Source organism: Flavobacterium sp. PLA-1-15 (genome assembly GCF_049060005.1).
GTDB lineage: Bacteria > Bacteroidota > Bacteroidia > Flavobacteriales > Flavobacteriaceae > Flavobacterium.
On sequence record NZ_JBMGQS010000001.1, the window covers coordinates 105,386 to 123,383 of the forward strand.

General features: G+C 37.9%; 14 protein-coding genes. 3 read left to right on the forward strand and 11 right to left on the reverse strand.

Going from position 1 to position 17,998, the window contains the following annotated elements; translation table 11 throughout:
* Positions 1 to 70: 70 nt before the first annotated feature.
* The 6 genes from ACI6PS_RS00475 to ACI6PS_RS00500 all read right to left on the reverse strand — a co-directional run bounded on the left by ACI6PS_RS00475 (position 71) and on the right by ACI6PS_RS00500 (position 8,865).
* Complete coding sequence (locus ACI6PS_RS00475; protein WP_421010573.1) at positions 71 to 3,160, reverse strand: efflux RND transporter permease subunit; 3,090 nt, start codon at positions 3,158 to 3,160, stop codon at positions 71 to 73.
* Positions 3,161 to 3,268: 108 nt separating this feature from the next.
* The gene (locus ACI6PS_RS00480; protein WP_421010574.1) at positions 3,269 to 4,348 is read right to left on the reverse strand and encodes an efflux RND transporter periplasmic adaptor subunit; all 1,080 of its coding nucleotides are present in this window, start codon (positions 4,346 to 4,348) and stop codon (positions 3,269 to 3,271) included.
* 24 nt (positions 4,349 to 4,372) lie between these two features.
* Complete coding sequence (locus ACI6PS_RS00485; protein ID WP_421010575.1) at positions 4,373 to 5,659, reverse strand: TolC family protein; 1,287 nt, start codon at positions 5,657 to 5,659, stop codon at positions 4,373 to 4,375.
* Positions 5,660 to 5,755: 96 nt separating this feature from the next.
* Positions 5,756 to 7,108, reverse strand: a complete 1,353-nt coding sequence (locus ACI6PS_RS00490) for a HAMP domain-containing sensor histidine kinase (protein WP_421010576.1) — start codon at positions 7,106 to 7,108, stop codon at positions 5,756 to 5,758.
* A 44-nt stretch (positions 7,109 to 7,152) separates the two neighbouring features.
* Positions 7,153 to 7,827, reverse strand: coding sequence for a response regulator transcription factor (locus ACI6PS_RS00495; RefSeq protein ID WP_421010577.1), 675 nt, complete (start codon positions 7,825 to 7,827; stop codon positions 7,153 to 7,155).
* Positions 7,828 to 8,865, reverse strand: coding sequence for a formimidoylglutamase (locus tag ACI6PS_RS00500; RefSeq protein WP_421010578.1), 1,038 nt, complete (start codon positions 8,863 to 8,865; stop codon positions 7,828 to 7,830).
* 142 nt (positions 8,866 to 9,007) lie between these two features.
* On the opposite strand from ACI6PS_RS00500, the gene ACI6PS_RS00505 reads away from it, so the two are divergent.
* Positions 9,008 to 9,898: a hypothetical protein gene (locus ACI6PS_RS00505; protein WP_421010579.1), complete on the forward strand. Its 891-nt coding sequence runs from the start codon at positions 9,008 to 9,010 to the stop codon at positions 9,896 to 9,898.
* Between the two features lie 393 nt (positions 9,899 to 10,291).
* On the opposite strand, the gene ACI6PS_RS00510 is transcribed toward ACI6PS_RS00505, so the two are convergent.
* The 3 genes from ACI6PS_RS00510 to hutI are packed head-to-tail and all read right to left on the reverse strand — an operon-like array spanning position 10,292 to position 13,242.
* Complete coding sequence (locus ACI6PS_RS00510) at positions 10,292 to 11,347, reverse strand: DUF3137 domain-containing protein (protein WP_421010580.1); 1,056 nt, start codon at positions 11,345 to 11,347, stop codon at positions 10,292 to 10,294.
* 7 nt (positions 11,348 to 11,354) lie between these two features.
* Complete coding sequence (locus ACI6PS_RS00515) at positions 11,355 to 11,948, reverse strand: LemA family protein (RefSeq protein WP_421010581.1); 594 nt, start codon at positions 11,946 to 11,948, stop codon at positions 11,355 to 11,357.
* A 58-nt stretch (positions 11,949 to 12,006) separates the two neighbouring features.
* Positions 12,007 to 13,242 carry an imidazolonepropionase gene (gene hutI, locus ACI6PS_RS00520; protein WP_421010582.1) on the reverse strand — a complete coding sequence of 412 codons (1,236 nt, stop codon included), beginning with the start codon at positions 13,240 to 13,242 and terminating at the stop codon, positions 12,007 to 12,009.
* Positions 13,243 to 13,404: 162 nt separating this feature from the next.
* On the opposite strand from hutI, the gene corA reads away from it, so the two are divergent.
* Complete coding sequence (gene corA, locus ACI6PS_RS00525; protein ID WP_421010583.1) at positions 13,405 to 14,484, forward strand: magnesium/cobalt transporter CorA; 1,080 nt, start codon at positions 13,405 to 13,407, stop codon at positions 14,482 to 14,484.
* A gap of 43 nt (positions 14,485 to 14,527) precedes the next feature.
* Positions 14,528 to 15,265, forward strand: a complete 738-nt coding sequence (locus ACI6PS_RS00530; RefSeq protein WP_421010584.1) for a DUF1003 domain-containing protein — start codon at positions 14,528 to 14,530, stop codon at positions 15,263 to 15,265.
* 7 nt (positions 15,266 to 15,272) lie between these two features.
* Here the strand turns inward: ACI6PS_RS00530 and ACI6PS_RS00535 are convergent, their stop codons facing one another.
* The gene (locus tag ACI6PS_RS00535) at positions 15,273 to 17,006 is read right to left on the reverse strand and encodes a mechanosensitive ion channel family protein (protein WP_421010585.1); all 1,734 of its coding nucleotides are present in this window, start codon (positions 17,004 to 17,006) and stop codon (positions 15,273 to 15,275) included.
* Between the two features lie 163 nt (positions 17,007 to 17,169).
* Positions 17,170 to 17,958 (reverse strand): DUF2490 domain-containing protein, encoded by a 789-nt coding sequence (locus ACI6PS_RS00540; RefSeq protein ID WP_421010586.1) that lies wholly within the window; start codon positions 17,956 to 17,958, stop codon positions 17,170 to 17,172.
* Positions 17,959 to 17,998 lie beyond the last annotated feature (40 nt).

Consider the following 17,998-nt stretch of genomic DNA (forward strand, 5'->3'; position numbering starts at 1 on the left):
TAAATGAAAAAAGCCCCAATAAATGGAGCTTTAATCACACAATCTAAACAATAAACCAATTATTAAAAAACTAACCGTGTTTCTTTTTATAAGCCATGTAAAAGATTTGAGGCAAGACCGTCAAAGAGAAAACCATACAGAACAACAGTCCTCCCACAATCATAATCGCCAATGGCTTTTGGATTTCAGAACCCATTCCGGATGAAAGCGCCGCAGGCAATAATCCCATAGATCCCATCAAAGCAATCATTACAATAGGACGGATTCTGCTGTAAACACCTTCAGAAATAGCCTGTTTTAAAGGAATTTGCGCCCTGAGATTCTCCTTCATCACAGCAATCAGGATAATCCCGTTAATCGTATTCACACCAAAAAGGATGATGAAACCAATTCCTGCCGAGATTCCAAAAATAGTTCCCGTCATCCAGAGTGAGAGGAAACCTCCCGCAAAAGCATAAGGAATCGTGCTTGTGGCAATCAGCGTGTCCTTCATATTTCCAAAATTGAAATACAATAAGAATAATATGAATAGTAACACAACCGGGACTATAATCGCCAATTGTTTCGAAGCACGTTCCTTGCTTTCAAATTCTCCAGCCCACTTCATCGTATTTTCCTTCGGAAGTTTCACTTCTGCATTCACTTTTTTCTGAGCTTCAGCAATTGTACTACCTAAATCACGACCTTCAATGCTAAAGCCTATGGCGATGTAGCGACTGTTTCCTTCTCGATAGATAAAGGTTGGTCCCGTTTTATAACTCACTGTCGCAATTTCCCGAAGCGGTACTTTTTTGCCGTCCATTGTTGGAATCAGGATATTTTCAATCTTTTCCTTCGAATCTCTATATTCCTTTTCAAAACGGATTCGTACATCAAACATCCTTTCATTTTCATAGAAAGTTGTCGCTGCTTGTCCACCAATTGCCATTGAAATTACGGCTTGGGCATCGGCAGTGGTAACAGCATATCGCGCCATTTTTGAATCGTGTAATTGGATGCGAAGTTCTGGCAATCCTATATTTTTATACACATTAATATCTTCAATTCCTTCAACTGGAGCAATGGATTTGGCCACCTGATTGGCATATTCTTCCAATTTGAACAGATCATCACCGAATATTTTAATTACCAACGGACTTTTTACACCGGCAACATATTCTTCGACATTGTCCTGAATTGGCTGGCTGAAGCCGAAATTAATTCCTGGATATTCTTCCAAGACGGTCTTGATTTCCGCAATCAATTCATCTTTAGAAACCTTTCGTTTCCATTCGTCTTGGTGCTTCAATTCCATGTGAAATTCGATGTTGAAGAAACCAGTAGGGTCGGTTCCGTCGTTTGGTCTTCCGGTTTGCGAAAGGATGAATTTCACTTCCTCAAATTTTTGAAGTTTGACTTTCATTTCTTTCGTAAGTCGGACCGATTCATCCAAGTTGATGCTGTTGGGCAATGTCGCACGGATGTAAATCGCACCTTCATTCAGTTTTGGAATAAACTCGGAACCGTAATAGGCAAACCTTCCAAAACAAACCGCCAATAAAATTATAAATCCATAAACCGTTGCTTTTCGATGTCTTTCGCTCCATTTAAAGAGTTTGAAAAGATTTTCCCGGAAGAATCTCGAAATCATATTTTCTTTCTCGACAATGTTCTTCGTCAGCAAGACTTTACACATCGCAGGAACATATGTCAAGCTTAAAATCAATGAACCAACCAATGCATAACCAAGCGTAAAAGCCAACGGCGAGAACATTTTTCCTTCTACTTTTTGGAAAGAGAAAATTGGTAATAATGCGACAATCAAGATGATCAAGGCAAAGAAAATATAGGTAGCAACACTTCCGACGCTTTTCTTAATCAAGCCCATTTTCGACATCTTGTTGAATTTTTCCATCCCAACTTTATGTGCCTTTTTTTCGAGCGAGACAAAAACCTGCTCTACGATTACGAGAGTTCCTTCGAGCAACAGTCCGAAATCCAAAGCTCCCATAGAAATCAGATTCGCGGGAAGTCCCTGAATCCGCAACATGATGATGGCAAATAAAAACGAAAGCGGAATTACCGATGCGACAATCACGGTCGTACGCCAGTTGTACATGAAAATGAAAACAATCAACGAAACCAGTAAAACACCTTCAATCAGGTTTTTTGTAACGGTGTGAACCGTTGTGTTTACCAATTCCGTTCGGTCGATAAAAGGCACGATGGTAACGCCTTTCGGCAAAATTCTCTCGTTCAATTCGTCGATTCGGTCGCGTAATTTTTCAATCACATCACTCGGATTTTCGCCTCGAAGCATCACGACAATTCCTTCCACCAAATCATTATCGTCGTCCAAGCCAACTTGTCCCAAACGAGGTTTTGAACCAATCTTGACTTCGGCAACATGCTTTACTAAAATAGGAGTGGAGCCTTTCGTTTCAATCAAGATGTTCCCGATATCATCAATATTATCCAATAAACCAACACCTCGCACCACATAAGCTTGGTCGCCACGCTGAATCACATCTCCACCAACATTGATGTTGCTTTTCGAAACGGCTTCGTAAACATCCAAGGCCGAAAGGTTGTAATTCACCAATTCGGTTGGGTTGATTTTTATCTCATAAATCTTTTCCTCACCACCAAAACTCACCACATTGGCTACACCGGGAACCGAAACCAATTCGCGTTCAATCACCCAATCCTGGATGGCTGTCAATTCCTTAATCGGCAAATCACCTTTTACGACATATCGGAAAATCTCTCCAGTTGCACCATAAGGTGGATCAATTTCGGCATCGGCACCATCGGGCAAACTCACGCCGGCCATTCTGTTCGAGGCATATTGCTGGGCATAAAAATCCTCCACATCTTCATCAAAAAGAACCGTCACAACCGACAATCCAAACAGTGAAATCGAACGGACTTCCGCCTTTTTCGGAATCGTATTCATCTGTTTTGAAATTGGAAGCGTGATGAATTTCTCGACTTCTTCGGCACTTCTTCCCGGCCATTGCGTAATAATTCTCGCTCGGGTATTGGTCACATCCGGAAACGCCTCAATGGGCGTGTGCATATAACTTATGATTCCTCCCGCCAGCAACAACGCGGTTGCAAAGAAAACGATAAGCGAATTCTTCAGCGAAAAGGCCACTATATTTTGTACAAACTTTTGCATAAATTTTACTTTAACTTGAATGATCTTATATTTCTTAAATGGTCAAATGTTTACCATATAAGGCATACAAGAAAATTTAAGAGGTTTTGAATTTTTTTTAAGAGAATCTTATTTTAAACTTTCATAAATAAGAAGCTGATTTTTGGTAATAATCTGCTCGTTTTCAAGAATTCCTTTATCAAAATATACCACTTCACTATTTTTGGTAACAGGTTCAACTTCTCTGATTTCGATGTTGCAATCGTCTTTATATACCAATAAAAAGTTATGATTGTCGTCAAAAATCACTGCTTTTACGGGAACGGCAATCATCAGTTCCGTCGAAACATTTTGCTTGTTCAAGATGATATCGGCCGACATTCCAGGCTTCAATTTCAAGTCTTTGTTCTTCATCACGATTCTTGCTTTCAAAACGCGTTCTTCCGAATCAAAAACTTGCGACAAGGCAGTGATTTTTCCGCTAAATGTTTCATCGGGATACGCCAAGGTCTTGATTTTGACTTCCATATTTTCCTTGATGTTCTGCATGTCGGTTGCATAAATATTGACCATTACCCAAACTTCATTCAAATCTGAAATCGTAAACAACGGCTCGCTTCCTTCGGAAATCTGCATTCCCGAACTCATATTTTTCGCCACGATAAAACCATTCGAAGGTGCTTTAATTTGAAACACCGATTTCTCTGAACTCGCACTGTACAATGCCAGATTGGATTTAATATTTTCCAAAGAAGATTTCAAGACATTCACTTCGCTTTCGGCTTGAATCAAATCTTTTTGAGAAGCAATTCCGTCTTCGTACATTGATTTTGTGGAAGCCAATTGTCTTTGAGCTACTAACAATTGTGAAGCAACCGATTTATTTTCGGATTGCAATCCGTTTAATTCCGTGCTTTTTATCTCCGCCAAGACCTGTCCTTTTTTGACATAATCTCCCAAAGAGAAAAAGGTATTGGTCACAATTCCATTTATCAAACTTGTAAATTGCACTACATTGTCAGCATTGTAGGTCACATTTCCTGTCAACGAAAACGTTTCTGAGATGGGTTCTTTTTTTACTTCTTCAATCGTAATCTTCTTTTTTAAATCTTCATTGAGGCAAAATTTTTCACTTTTCGGAAGCACAACTTCCTTTTCCTGACAGCTGAAAAGGAAAACAATCGGCAATAAATAATAAGTATATTTCATAGGGGTAATTTTCAAATGTTAGGTTTAAAGTTCTTTTCCAATCACGAATTGCAATTCTTCAAAATGTTCGTTCAGTTCTTTTTTGGATTCTAAAATGATGGTTTTGTTTTCGAGATAAGCTTCTACGAAATCAAGGTATTCAAGCATACTCGTGTTTCGTTGTGCAAAATTTTTCAAATGACTTTCTAGTAGTTTATCCAAATCATTTTCATAGGAAATATCGATGTTTTCGTATAATTTCTTAGCAACAATCAAATCTTCATACGCTTGAATGACTTCATGTTGTGCCTGATTATTCTTCTCTTCTTTCAAATATTGACTTTTCTCGATTTCGAGTTTGGCGACTTTAATATTTCCTTGATTCCTACTGAAGAAAGGTAAATCAATTCCAAAACCAAAGCCTACGAAGTTGTTCATGATGTTTCCACCACGGTCATAGCTCGCCAACAACGTCACATCGGGCGTTCTTTGTGCCAATTCGTATTTGTATTTTCGATTGTTGTACTTTTCTTCCAATACGGAAACCTTTACATCGGGACGATTTTCCAAAGCAGATGAAGTCAATTCTACCAGATTGATGTTTTCGGTTTTGCTCAAGTTGGGAACAAAATTTTCGCTGTCAATTTTTAGGAAATTCTGCGAAGGCAGATTCATCAAGGTCTTCAATTCTTTTTGAAGCTGGTTGTTTTCTTTTTGCAAATCGCTCAGTTCCTTTACAAACTCTAATTCGGAAGCCTTTAATCGAATGAATTCCGATTTACTAATATTGCCTTGCTTGGCTTGATTAGAGTAGGCATTCAGCAGTTTTTGAATCGAAACCAGTTGTTTTTGGTAGATATTTTGCTTTTCCTGAACATATTGCAGATGCGTTAAATTGTTTCGGAATTCAATCTTGACGATGCGAAGCACATCTTGAAAATATTCCTGAGCGATTTCAACTCCCACTTTTTCCATCGCCATCAATTTTTTCCGCTTTCCAGCCGTTTGAATCAATTGTTCAAGGCCAACGGTAATTTCAGAAGTTCTTCCCCAATTTCCAGAAATAGGAGGAAGTTGCTCAGATGTGGCATTCGACCAAAGGTTGACTTCGCCCACTTCCAAACGAGGATTTGGCCATAATTTAGCTTGAATAACTTGTGCTTCGGCTTGGTCGATGTTGAGTTTTTCAGATAGAAGCCTTAAATTGTTTTTTAGGAAAATAGTTTCGGCTTCAGCCCTTGAAATCTTCAGCGTGTCTTTTGCGACGTCAATTTGTGCTTGGCCCGACATCCAAAAACTGGCGAAAATTGCGGTAAATAAAATACGTTTCAATGTGAGTCTTTTTTAGATACTGCAAATCTATTGTGCAAAGATTACAGTAAAATTGGACTCACATTAAGAGTGCATTAATCTAAAATTAGAAAACGATTAGAGTTTTGGAAAAAGCAGTGTGATAAGGGTTCCTGCATTTTCTTCGGAAGTAATGGAAAATTGAATGTTATTTTGTTTGAAAATAATCGTAGCTAGCGATAAGCCGATGCCACTTCCCTTGATATCACCTACATTTTTGCCCCGGTAGAAAGTCTGTTGAACTAAATTCAAATCTTCTTTTTGAATGCCTTTTCCGAAATCTTGAATAGTGATTTGAAGTTGATTTTTGACTTCTGAAAGTGAAATTCTAATTAGATTTCCGCTTGAATATTTCACCGCATTTTCAATCAGATTGTAAAGTGCCAATTGGATTTGCATTTCGCTTCCTTTTACGGAAAGCAGTTTTTCATCTTTAACTTCCAAGTCAATTTTAATTTCTTGGTTGTCATACACTTCAAAAATCTTGTCGTTGATATTAAAAACCGTTTCGTCAATTCGGAATTTTTCATTCTCAGAATGAATGGTTTTTAAACCCGAAAGCATCATCAAATTATTCAGAATTTCTTCAATTTGATAGACATTTTCCAACGCTTCCGAAGTTACTTTTTGGTATTCTTCTGGGGTTCTTTCTTTCTGAGCAAATACTTCTAAATTGCCTGAAATGGAAGCCAAAGGAGTCTTGAATTCATGTGAAACATAATTGATAAAATTCTTCTGAATGGCAAAAGTATCAGATAATCGACTTAATAAATTATTGAAAGTGGTAATCAAATCCTGCACTTCATCATTTGTATTAGAAGATGAGATAGGTTTGTCTAATGAGTTTAATTCCATTGAATTAACCTGATTAATAACCTGTGTGATTGGACGATATGCAATGTTCGAAAGTAATCGGCTTAAAAGGAAAATCAAAAGCAATCCACCAAACAAAACTACCGCCATAATCACCAACAAACGATTGGTTTGTGAATTGAATACTTCGCTTGTAGTTTTAACGAAAACCACAAAATCTCCTTGGTTGTCGTTGTATAAAATCCCGTAGTAAAAATGATTATTGGACTTAAAACTTAGCTTTTTATTTTTTCGGATGAATTCTAAATTTCGTGCATTTATGTTGTTGTCTTTTTCTTTATTTCCGAACGCAATCCGGTTGTATTCATCATAAACACGAACAATATCGTTTTGAATATTTTCCTCAAATTGATCCTTGATGGCAGAATGTTCGTAGTTGGGAAGCTCGTCTTTTTCCAAATAATAAATCGCCGAAAGCAGACAGGTTTTCTGCAATTCCTTAAAAACTACTTTCTCGGAACTGTTGTAAAACGAAATGTAAATTAAAACCGAAGCGATAATGAACACAAACCCAAATGTGGCGGATGAGATGAGCGTTAAACGGTTTCGGATTTTCATTTCGAATGGATTGAAAGATTAAAGATTAATGGATTGAAAGATTTCTATTCCTTCAACATATAACCGGTTCCCTTAATAGTATGGATAAATTTATGCTCGTTTTCATCGATTTTATTTCTCAGATAGGAGATGTAAACATCCACAACATTGGTATTGTTGTCGTAATTTATTCCCCAAACAGCGTTTAATATTTGGGTTCTTGAAACAACTTTGTTTTTGTTTTCTAAAAGGAAAAGCAATAATTTATATTCTCTTGGTGATAAATCAATTGGATTTTCGTTTTGAAAAACCGAATGTTCGTCCAGATTTACTTTTAAGTTATGACAGATATAAACCTGTTCTTTTTCGTTGTAATTGAATTTTGTTCTTCGAGTTAAAGCATTTATTCTTGAAATCAATTCCTTGAAATGAAACGGCTTTACCAAATAATCATCGGCTCCGCTGTCCAAAGCCGAAACCTTATTGTCAGCATCATCAAGAGCGCTTAAAACCAGAATAGGCGTGTGGTTTTTCTTGAAGCGAATCAGCTTTGTCAATTGGATGCCGTCAATTCCCGGAAGCATAATGTCCATCAAGATAATATCCCATTCGTTTTCAGACACCATTTCGCGGGCGATTTCTCCAGTAACGGCAAGGCTTACGGAAAATCCGTTTTCTTCCAAGCCTTTAATTACAAAGTCGCTGATTCGGTTGTCGTCTTCGATGAGCAGGATGTTCATTTATTCTTCTTTATGGTTGGCCTTGATAAAATCGGTTACAAGATAGCCAATTAATTTTCCAATCAAATGGTTGTTTTTTTCTTCGCCCAAATCGGGTGCACCTTCGCAAATATGCAAGTAAGAAGCATTTTGATTCTGAGCAAAATAGCTCACAAACAAACGAACTTCTTCCACCGAATAACCGCTCATGGTCATAGCGCTACTGGCAATATTCGGCAAGGCATCCAAATCGATTTCAATTCCAAATGGGTCATTTTTGATGAAATTCAACGCTTGAAAAAGCTCTTGGTCGAAGTTTTTCTGCTTGCGGATGTTCACTTCGTCATAAGTATTATAACGAACACGATCTTCAATTTTCTTGATAATATCCAAAACGCTTTTGGATGTATAGCTTTCATGAAGCCCGAAAATAAAGTATTTCTTTAGGAAACCTTCTTCAAAAGCATAGGAAAATCCGTTGCCGCTGTGTCTTCCTTCCAAGATTCTAAAATCAGAATGGGCATCAAAATTAATGGCATTGATCGGTTTTCCTTTGGCCAAAGCCGAACCTTTAATATTTCCATAAGCATTGTTATGGCCTCCGCCAATTACAATCGGAATCTTTCCCGCTTTTACAATATTGAAAATGATATGGGCGACTTCCTTGTCAATTTTTTCTACCGTCTGGCTCAGTTTTACACGGTCTTCAGAAATTGTAAAGTCCAAATCCTTTACAAATTCCATCTCTGCTTTTACATCAAGAGTTCCTAAAACCATCAGTCTGCTTCCTTTGCAAAAACGGTTGTGCTGGATGTTGGCAATGCTTTTTATGGCACTTTCCCAAGCCGATGCAGCTCCGGGACGACCATAATTGGCGCGCACTCCAATGTCTTCTGGAATTCCGAAAAGAACATATTTGGCTTCACAGGTTTTCAGGAATTCCATCGGAGTCATTTCCTTTGGAAGGGTATGCATTTTTTCGCCAAACTTGATTTCTCCGCTTCTATGATTGGTCACTTTTGCAAGGTCGGTGAGTGTAAAAGGGATTAACTTTTCCATAAATTTATTTTCTTTGCCAAAAATAATATAAAACTATAAACTTACGTTAATAAGATTGCGACGACTTATTATTATTTTAAATTTGTTAAAATTAATTTTAAGAATTAATCTTTATATTTATCCTTTTAAACCCCTTAATGCTATGGAAAATCAAAAAACGAATTCAAGCCTCAAAGCGATAGTTGTTGTTTTAGCACTACTACTGGCAGGAAGTTTGGCCTACATTTTTAAGATGACAACTGATGCAAATAAAATGCAGACAGAATTAACAACTGAAAAAGACGAGAAAGCAAAAGTACTGGACGAGCTTGAAATTCTTAAAGCAACTTATGATAAAGCAATCGAAGAGAAAACAGCTCTATCCGATGATTTGGTTGCCGAAAGAGAAAAAGTAATCAACTTGATTGCTGACTTGAAAAAGTCGAAAGGTGATGCCGCTTCAATGGCAAAATACCGTGACCAATACAACAAGCTTCAAAGTAATATGAAAGCTTTGATTGCTGAAAACGATGAACTTAAAAAGCAAAACCAAAAACTTACTACTGAAAGAGACAGTACGATTTTGGTTTTAGGAGATGCTAAAAAATACAACGATACTTTGGTGGTTCAGAATGAAAACCTTGCGAAAACCGTTGAAAAAGGTTCTAAATTGGTTGTAATGAACTTGAGAACGCAAGCCATTAAAGTAAGAAGTTCTGGAAAACAGATTGAAACCGAAAAAGCCAGAAGAGCCGACCAATTGAAAGTATGTTTTGCCTTGGCGGCCAATTCAATTGCGAAGTCTGGAGAGAAGAAATATTATGTTCAGATTATCGACAGCAAGAACAATGTGTTAGGAGAAAAGAAAACAGAAAATTTCGGCGATATGTCGCTAACATACAGCTTTACGACAACTGTTGCCTACAATAACGAAGCTGTTGATGTTTGTGAATTCCTTGACGGAAAAGGTGTTGATTTTGAAAAAGGAACCTATTATGTAAACATCTTCGATAAAGGAGAATTGGTTTCTAAAACAAGTTTCGCACTGAAATAAGAGTATAGTTAATTATTGATTCAAAAGGAAAAAGAGTTCGCTGTGAGGCGGACTCTTTTTTTGTTATAACAATTTCCATAAGCTGGGCTAAAGCTTCCCTAGGCTGGGGAGAAGATTTCCTAGGCTGGGATAGAGCTTCCATAAGCTGGGGTAGAGTTTCCATAGGCTGGGGAGAAGTTTTCCTATACTGGGATAGAGCTTCCACATGCTGGGATAGAGCTTCCATAGGCTGGGATAGAGTTTCCCTAAGCTGGGGAAAATTTCCCGACTTTATAAAATTTCTCCATTAATAATAACATCCTCAATCAAATTGCTTCCAAAGGCATACGGCAGTTGATAAAAAGATAATATTAAAGAATTGCTGTGAAGCTGACTGTTTTTAGTGGCGAAATTTTATACTTTACTCCAAATTCTAGTGTCGAGACTCAAGTCTTTGATGATTTTTTCAAATGAATTTATTTCTTCGATGTAAGGAAGAAAGTAGTTTCCGTTTTCAATCTTGGTAGTTAAATTGAAATCAAAGAGATTTTTTTTCCAAGGAATAACAAAATACATTTTACTGTTGATGAAAGAGATGATTGGGAGTGCATTTTCTTGTTCCGATAATAGGTGAATCCTATTGATTAAATTTTGGGATAGGACGTAAAAACCTGTTTGAATATCGGACACATAAATATTATAGTGTTCATTAATATATGGATTTTCTACATTTATTTTTGTTCCTATTTGAGGTTCAAAAATTTCATATATTTTATCTTTTAGTGTATCCTTTTTCTTGGGGATCATTATTATTTTGCCTTTAAATTCCTTGTGAAAATCGGCATTCATGAATAGTCCAGAGAAAAATACTTTTTCGTCTTTTATAACTCCTGCAACAATATCATCATCTGAATTGTCATTATCAAAAATGTTCTTAATGAACACAACTGGCAAAAGCAAAATTGATAGCAAACAACCACCTGTGGTTTTTGTATAGTTGGTAATTTCTTTCGAAAATTTTAATTCAAAAAATTCAACATCTATGTTTTCAATTTTTCCTCCAACATAATCTTCGCCTTGTATTTTTATCGTATTGGCAAAAAAACCTTTACTTAAAAACTCACTATCTTGAAGGCTTTTATGATTGTAGCCCAACGGAACATATTTAAAACTATCATTAACTTTTTTTACAACGGTAGGAAGTACTTTTTCTTTTAGTTTAAATTCGAACGTATCTTTTGGGTTGTTGAAAGCCCAAAGAACTACAAAAATAACACCTAAACCAATGAAGGAAGGTAGTATTAGAGGAAATATAAAGTTAATTACAGCCATCAACACAAGCACTACTTTCAAGATTGATTTTATTGGTCTAGTTATTTTATATAAGTAACTCAGCCTAACATATTTCAATCTTTCCTTTTCTAAATATACAGCCTGCTCATCTAAAAAAGACATCAATGGTTTATCCATATTTTTACTAGTTAAACAATTGTTTTAAATTAGGAGCTGTTTTAAGGGACTCTTCAGCAGCAAAATAGGGTTTTATATTAAAATTATTTGTGACAGCTATGATGTTTGATGGAAAAGTTTGTATGGCATTATTTAAATTGTTTACACTAGCGTTATAAGCTCTTCGGGATGCACTTATTTGCTCTTCGACCTCGTTTAAAGTTCGTTGCAAATGCAACATGTTTTCATTTGATTTTAATTCTGGATAGTTCTCAACTGTTACTACAAGATTTTTTAATAATCCGGAGAGGTCGTTTTCTAGCCTGAATCTTTCGCTTGAATCTGATTTTACATTTGTAAGTTTATTTCTCAATTCAACAATTTCCTTCAAAGTGTTTTGCTCGTGAGACATATATTGTTTTACACTTTCTACCAAGTTAGGAATAAGTTCTCCTCTTTTCTGGAGTGTTACATCCACGCCACTAAAAGCGTAGTCAACTTGGTTTCTTTTTTTTACCAATCCGTTACGCATCATAATTACGATTGGAATCGTAATGAAGAAAAAAGGAAGTGTCATAATTATAAAGACAGCAAGTATCAAATAGGCAGTGCTTTTACTCATTTATAAGTTTCTTTAAGTGTTTGTAAGTCAAATATTAAAAACCAAATATAGATAAAACTTATATAATCTCTCCATTAATAATAACATCCTGAATCAAATTGCTTCCAAAGGCATACGGCAGTTGATAGAACGATGAAATCGGTTTGGTAATAATCAGATTTGCTTTCTTTCCAACGGTGATGCTTCCATGGGTTTCAGAAAGTCCCATGGCATAGGCTCCGTTGATGGTGGCGCCATTGATGGCTTCCTCTGGTGTCATTTTCATTTTGATGCAGGCGGTTGCCACTACCAGATTCATGTTTCCGGACGGTGTGGTGCCAGGATTAAAATCGGTGGCTAAAGCCAAAGGCAATCCAGCATCGAGCATTTTTCGGGCTGGGGTGTAGGGAATGCTGATGAAAAAAGAGCACGTTGGCAAGGCAACCGGCATCGTTTCGGTGTTTTTCAACGCTTTGATGTCTTCGTCGGTTACAATTTCGAGGTGGTCAACCGAAAGTGCGTTGTGCTTTACGCAGGCTTCAATTCCGTTGATGGCAGTAAATTGGTTGACATGGATTTTGGAACGCAAACCGTATTTTAAACCGGCTTCCATAATCCTTTCGGTTTCTTCTACAGAGAAATAACCAGTTTCAAGGAAAGCGTCTATGTAATCGGCGAGTTTTTCTTCGGCGATTTTTGGGAGCATTTCGTTGATGATGACATCGATATAACCCGAATGATTTTCTTTGAATTCAGTAGGGAAGGCGTGTGCTCCAAGAAAAGTTGCCTTTATGGCGATTGGGTAATTTTCCTTTAAACGCTTGATGACACGAAGCATCTTGAGTTCGCCTTCAACCGAAAGTCCGTAACCCGATTTGATTTCCACGGCTCCGGTACCTTGTTGCATGACTTCTTCGAGACGTGCTTTTGACTGGTTGTAGATTTCTTCTTCGGAAGTTTCGTTGAGTTTTTTGGCGGAATTTAGGATGCCACCGCCTCGGTTTGCGATTTCTTCGTAGGATAATCCGTTGATTCTATCTACGAATTCCTGCTCACGGCTTCCTGCATACACAATATGTGTGTGACTGTCGCACCATGTTGGCAAAACGGTTCTGCCTTGGCAGTTTATCTTTTTATCGTATTCGAAATCGGGAAGGTTTTCCATCGATCCGAATGCCTTGATGATTTCGTCTTCGATTAATAGATAGGCGTTTTTGATGGTTGGCAGAATAGCCATTTCTGAGCCTGAAACTTTTTGAATATTGGTTTCTCTGATTTGAAGGAGTTCTTGTATGTTGGTAAGTAGGGTTTTCATATTTGTTTTCTGTTGTCGGTTATCAGTTGTAGGTTGTATTTGGATGTTCCTTTTTTCTAATGGCTACGACCTTTTGCCTCTTGCCTCTTGCCTTGCCGATTTATTTTGTAAATGTAAAATGGAAATTTAAAAACTCCTATCTTTATGACAAATTAATGTGATTTGAGACGGATTAAATATAAGAAAGTTAGGAAAGTTCAGCCGAATTTTTTTGAATATACGGGTGTTCATACAACGGATGCAGTTGAAATGCAGTTGTTTGTGTACGACGATTTGGGGTATGAGGAATACAATGCGGTATCGCTGGAGCGTGTGAAAAAGGAGTTGGAAGATCCGTTGCAGAAGGACGATGTGAAGTGGCTGAATGTGCACGGGCTTCATAATGTAGAATTGATCAAGAGCGTGGGCGATTTGATTGGGATTGATAATTTTATCATCAGTGATGTTTTGAATGTGTCGCGCAGGACCAAGATGGACGAGCTGGACGAGGTTTTGTTTTTCAGTATCAAATCGGTCTTGCAGAAGGACGAGCAGGATGGGGCGCGGGTAGAACAGATTAGTTTTTTGCTGAAGGATAATTTGCTGTTTTCTTTTCAAGAGAAAAAGAGTGAGTTTTTTACGCATATCCGCGAAAGAATCAAGACACACAGCGGGATCGTAAGAAAAAAGAAGAATGATTATTTACTGTATCTTTTGCTGGATGCGGTGATGGAAAACTTTTATATTACGATTGAAAGCTATGAGGATGCGGTTGAGAAATTGCTGGTGGATGCGAAGAACAACCACCGATCGGTGGTTTTGGAAAACATTGAGCGGGAGCGTGAAAACCTGAATTTTTTGAAGCGTGCGATTGTGCCTTTGCGGGATGCGTTGTTTATTTTGAAAACGGGCAGGGAGGATGAATTGGCGTTGATTGACAAATCGAATTATGCTTTCTTTGAGCGTTTGCACCAGAAAAGTTTGGAGATTTTAGAGCAGATTGATTACGATTTGAAGTCGCTTGAAAGTGCCTCGAATATCTTTTTTTCGATGCAGACCCAACGCATGAACCAGATTATGAAAACGCTGACGATTTTCTCGGTAATTTTTATGCCGTTGACTTTTATTGTAGGTGTTTATGGGATGAATTTTGAAAACATGCCGGAATTGAAGAGCGAGAATGGTTATTTTATTGTTCTGGGGGTGATGTTCTTGACGGTGATTGGGATGGTGTATTATTTTAAAAGAAAGCATTGGTTTTAGATAAGACTTCTTAGATGGTTAGATTTTTAGACTTTAAAACTTTATGACTTTAAACTTTGGACTTATTTATATGGAAAAATTTATTAGCGCTATTTCTGGGAAGGAGTATTCTGATGCAGAGAAGGTTTCGGCGAAGTTGGTTCGGAAATCGATATTGGATTTCATACAGGAAAAGCATCCTGATTTTAAGGGTGAAAAATGTATGTCGATGAGCGAATTGCATACGTTTCGTGAAAAATATATTGCTGAGATGCTGGTAAAAGAAACAGGCGAATTGTCGGTTTTGGAGCAGACCGTTGTGGATGCCTTGAATGACAATGCTACACTTTCGGATAAACTGGATGATGAAATTCAGGAATTTACTTTTGGGCAAAAAGTCGCGGATAAGGTGGCTACTTTTGGCGGAAGCTGGACATTTATCATTTCGTTTCTGACTTTTCTATTGCTTTGGATTGGTGCGAATGTTTTTATCCTGGCCAATAAAGGTTTTGATCCCTATCCGTTTATTTTATTGAATCTGATCTTGTCTTGTGTTGCCGCCCTGCAAGCCCCTGTAATCATGATGAGCCAAAATAGGACAGAAGAAAGAGACCGTGACCGAGCGAAAAAAGATTATATGATCAACTTGAAATCTGAACTTGAAATCAGGATGCTTCATGAAAAGATTGACCATTTGCTGTTACATCAGGAACAATCAATGCTTGAAATCCAGAAAGTCCAGATGGATATGATGCAGGATATTCTAGCAAAGGTTAATCAGGCATCTGCAAACAAGCAATAGAAAAATGCTAAGAATCTTCTCGAATATTTGTCTGACTTGACGAACCTTCAGGAGGATAAACTGTTGAATCTTCTATCTCCTCAATTTTAGCAGCAGAAAACCGTGGCACGTGCAGTTGTCCGCTTTCTTTCCAGTGCTGTACCTTTTCGGTTACAGCAGTTTTATTTTCTTCTGAGATTCCCTTGTCCTTCGCAAAATACAATGTCTGCGATGGGAACGCAAAACCAGTACCGCTTTGGGCAACGACATCCATAATCCGTAAGAGCAGATCTTCCCTAATTTCTATATAGGTATCATTGCTTACCACATTTATATAAGAAGTAATTTCCAAACGGAGCGATGATGTTCCGATGCCGATAAACCTGACATTGGCATCACTGGAATTTACCATTGGATGCGCATAAAGGATACTTCTGATTTCTACGAGCAAGTAACGAATTTGATCAGGTGTTGTTTCACTTCGGAAATCCAAAACAGTGTTGAAATAGAAACGATCCCTGAAGGCATAATTTTCAATATTGGTGGCCGAAAGTAATCCGTTAGGGATGGTCACAACGGTTCTTTCTCCGGTTCTTACTTTTGTAGAGCGCATCCCGATCTGTTCAACTGTTCCTTTGATGTCATTTATCCTGCAATAATCGCCTACACGGATGGGCTGGTCTATGATCAATGTAACACTTCCAACGAAATTTTCAACCGTTTTTTGAGCTCCCAAGGCCAGGGCAATACCTCCAATTCCAAGTGCGGCAAGACCGGTGGTAACGTCAATTCCGATGGCACCCAATATTGCAATTCCTCCGAAAACAAAAATGGCAATCTTGAAACCCCTTTTCAAGAACAATATTACGGATATGGCAGATACACGGCCTCTAACAGTCATTCGGTTTTTGCTGTATTCACTGATAAAGTCGGTAATGCGCCAAAGCAGCATCAGAAAGGCGATAATGCCAACGGTTACGGTCAGGAAACTGAAACGTTGACGAATGATGATTGAAATTCCGACGCGTTGTGAGAAATCTACAAATATCAGGAGCGCTACAGCCAATTGTACAGGGAGTGAGAAGGTATTGATGATGCTTGAGGTCGGTTCGGTTTTTGCTTTCTTCCAAACAAGCGCTATCAATAAAGTAAGCAAGGAAACTATTCCCCACGACATAAAATAGGCTGTAGCCAATAGGATAACTATGATAAGCCACTGGCCGATAGGCACACCTCCCAGAAGACGTTCTTGAAGTGCATCAGGAAGTATCTTATTGATCAGCAGATTGTCTTCGGTTTTGATAGAAGTAATTGCATCAACTGTTTCTGCCGAAAAGACCCAAATTGGTGGAGCTCCAGCCTTTTCGTTGTTCTCTACATACAAATTGATGTCTAAGTTGTTGACTTTTAGTATGCCTACAAAATCCAGTTCCGGATCCAATTCGTCGTCCGTTTGCCCAGTTTCTTTATTGTTAATCAAAGAATAGGGCATCAAATCGCCTCCTTGATCGAGGAGGCTTTGCATCTGCTTTACAATACGCTCTCTTTCTTTTGGCTTTCTCAAGGATCTTTTGAGATTCAAATATTGGCTTGCCCGGATATAGTTTTGGTCGGATACAGCTTTAAAGAATCCATTGACTGCACCTCTCGGGGTTCTTCTTCCTAAAGAATCATCGGGCGTTTTAGGTTGTTCCTTTACTTCCTTAGAGGATGTTGGTAATAATTGCGCTGATGCTTCATGTGCAGTTATTATGAAAAACAAAAAGGTTGCAATAAGATATTTTAAGACTTTAGTCATAAGAATCAAAAAGAAGTTCGAACCTTAAAATTACAGCTATTTACTTTTAAATAAAAATAAAAAAGTAGCTAAAACTAAAAAACCACGAACAGGATGAACGTGGTTGATTGTATTTTGGATAACAAGATTATCCTTCTTTGTTAGTCAGGTCAAAATTGAGCAGCAGGCTGGCAATAAATCCGTTGTTGTATTGAAATACATTTTTGTTGTCGACCTCACGGCCCAATTGCACGATCTGACTGAGATAACCTCCCTCGATTTGCACATTGCTATTGAATTTATAACCAACTAAGGCTCCAAAGCGGTTCTGGTCAAAGATGTTTTCTCCAACGTTTTTTCCAAAGCCAATAAAAATTTCATTGTAAGCAGCAATATATGGTGTTTTGTCAGCAACTGTAGTTCCTTTTAAAGGCACTTGAACCCTGAGCATGTATCGTGCCCGATTTAGAAAAGGAAATTCGTCTTCATTTTGGAGGCCTGCATTACTGTAGCGACCGACCCAGCGCTGTTCAAGCATAAAACGATGCGAAAGGTTCACGCTTCCAATCTTGTCCTGAAGGGTGATCATTTCAAAAATACGGTGTTCGGTAAAGTCTTTTCCCATGCCGTTCAAGGGTGTTTCACCATACGGATAGGTTTCCGCCCAGGCATAACCAACCCTTAATTGAACATCGGGACGAAAATTATAATTGATTCCCAAACGGAGCAAACCTTGCTGCCAATTGGTAATGTAATCCTCACGGCGCCATTGGTATTCGGTGTGGATGCCAATCTTTTCAGCTACTTTAAAAGTTGAATTGAAAGCATACCATCCGATGGCGTTCTTTTCTTTCGTTCGGTTTTGTGCGTGTAGTTGTGGTGATGTGCCTGCATACAGGACAAGCATCAACACAAAATGAGAGAGGGTAACTTTCATTTGTACAGGGATTTTAAAATTTATGATTGGTTTTTGTAAT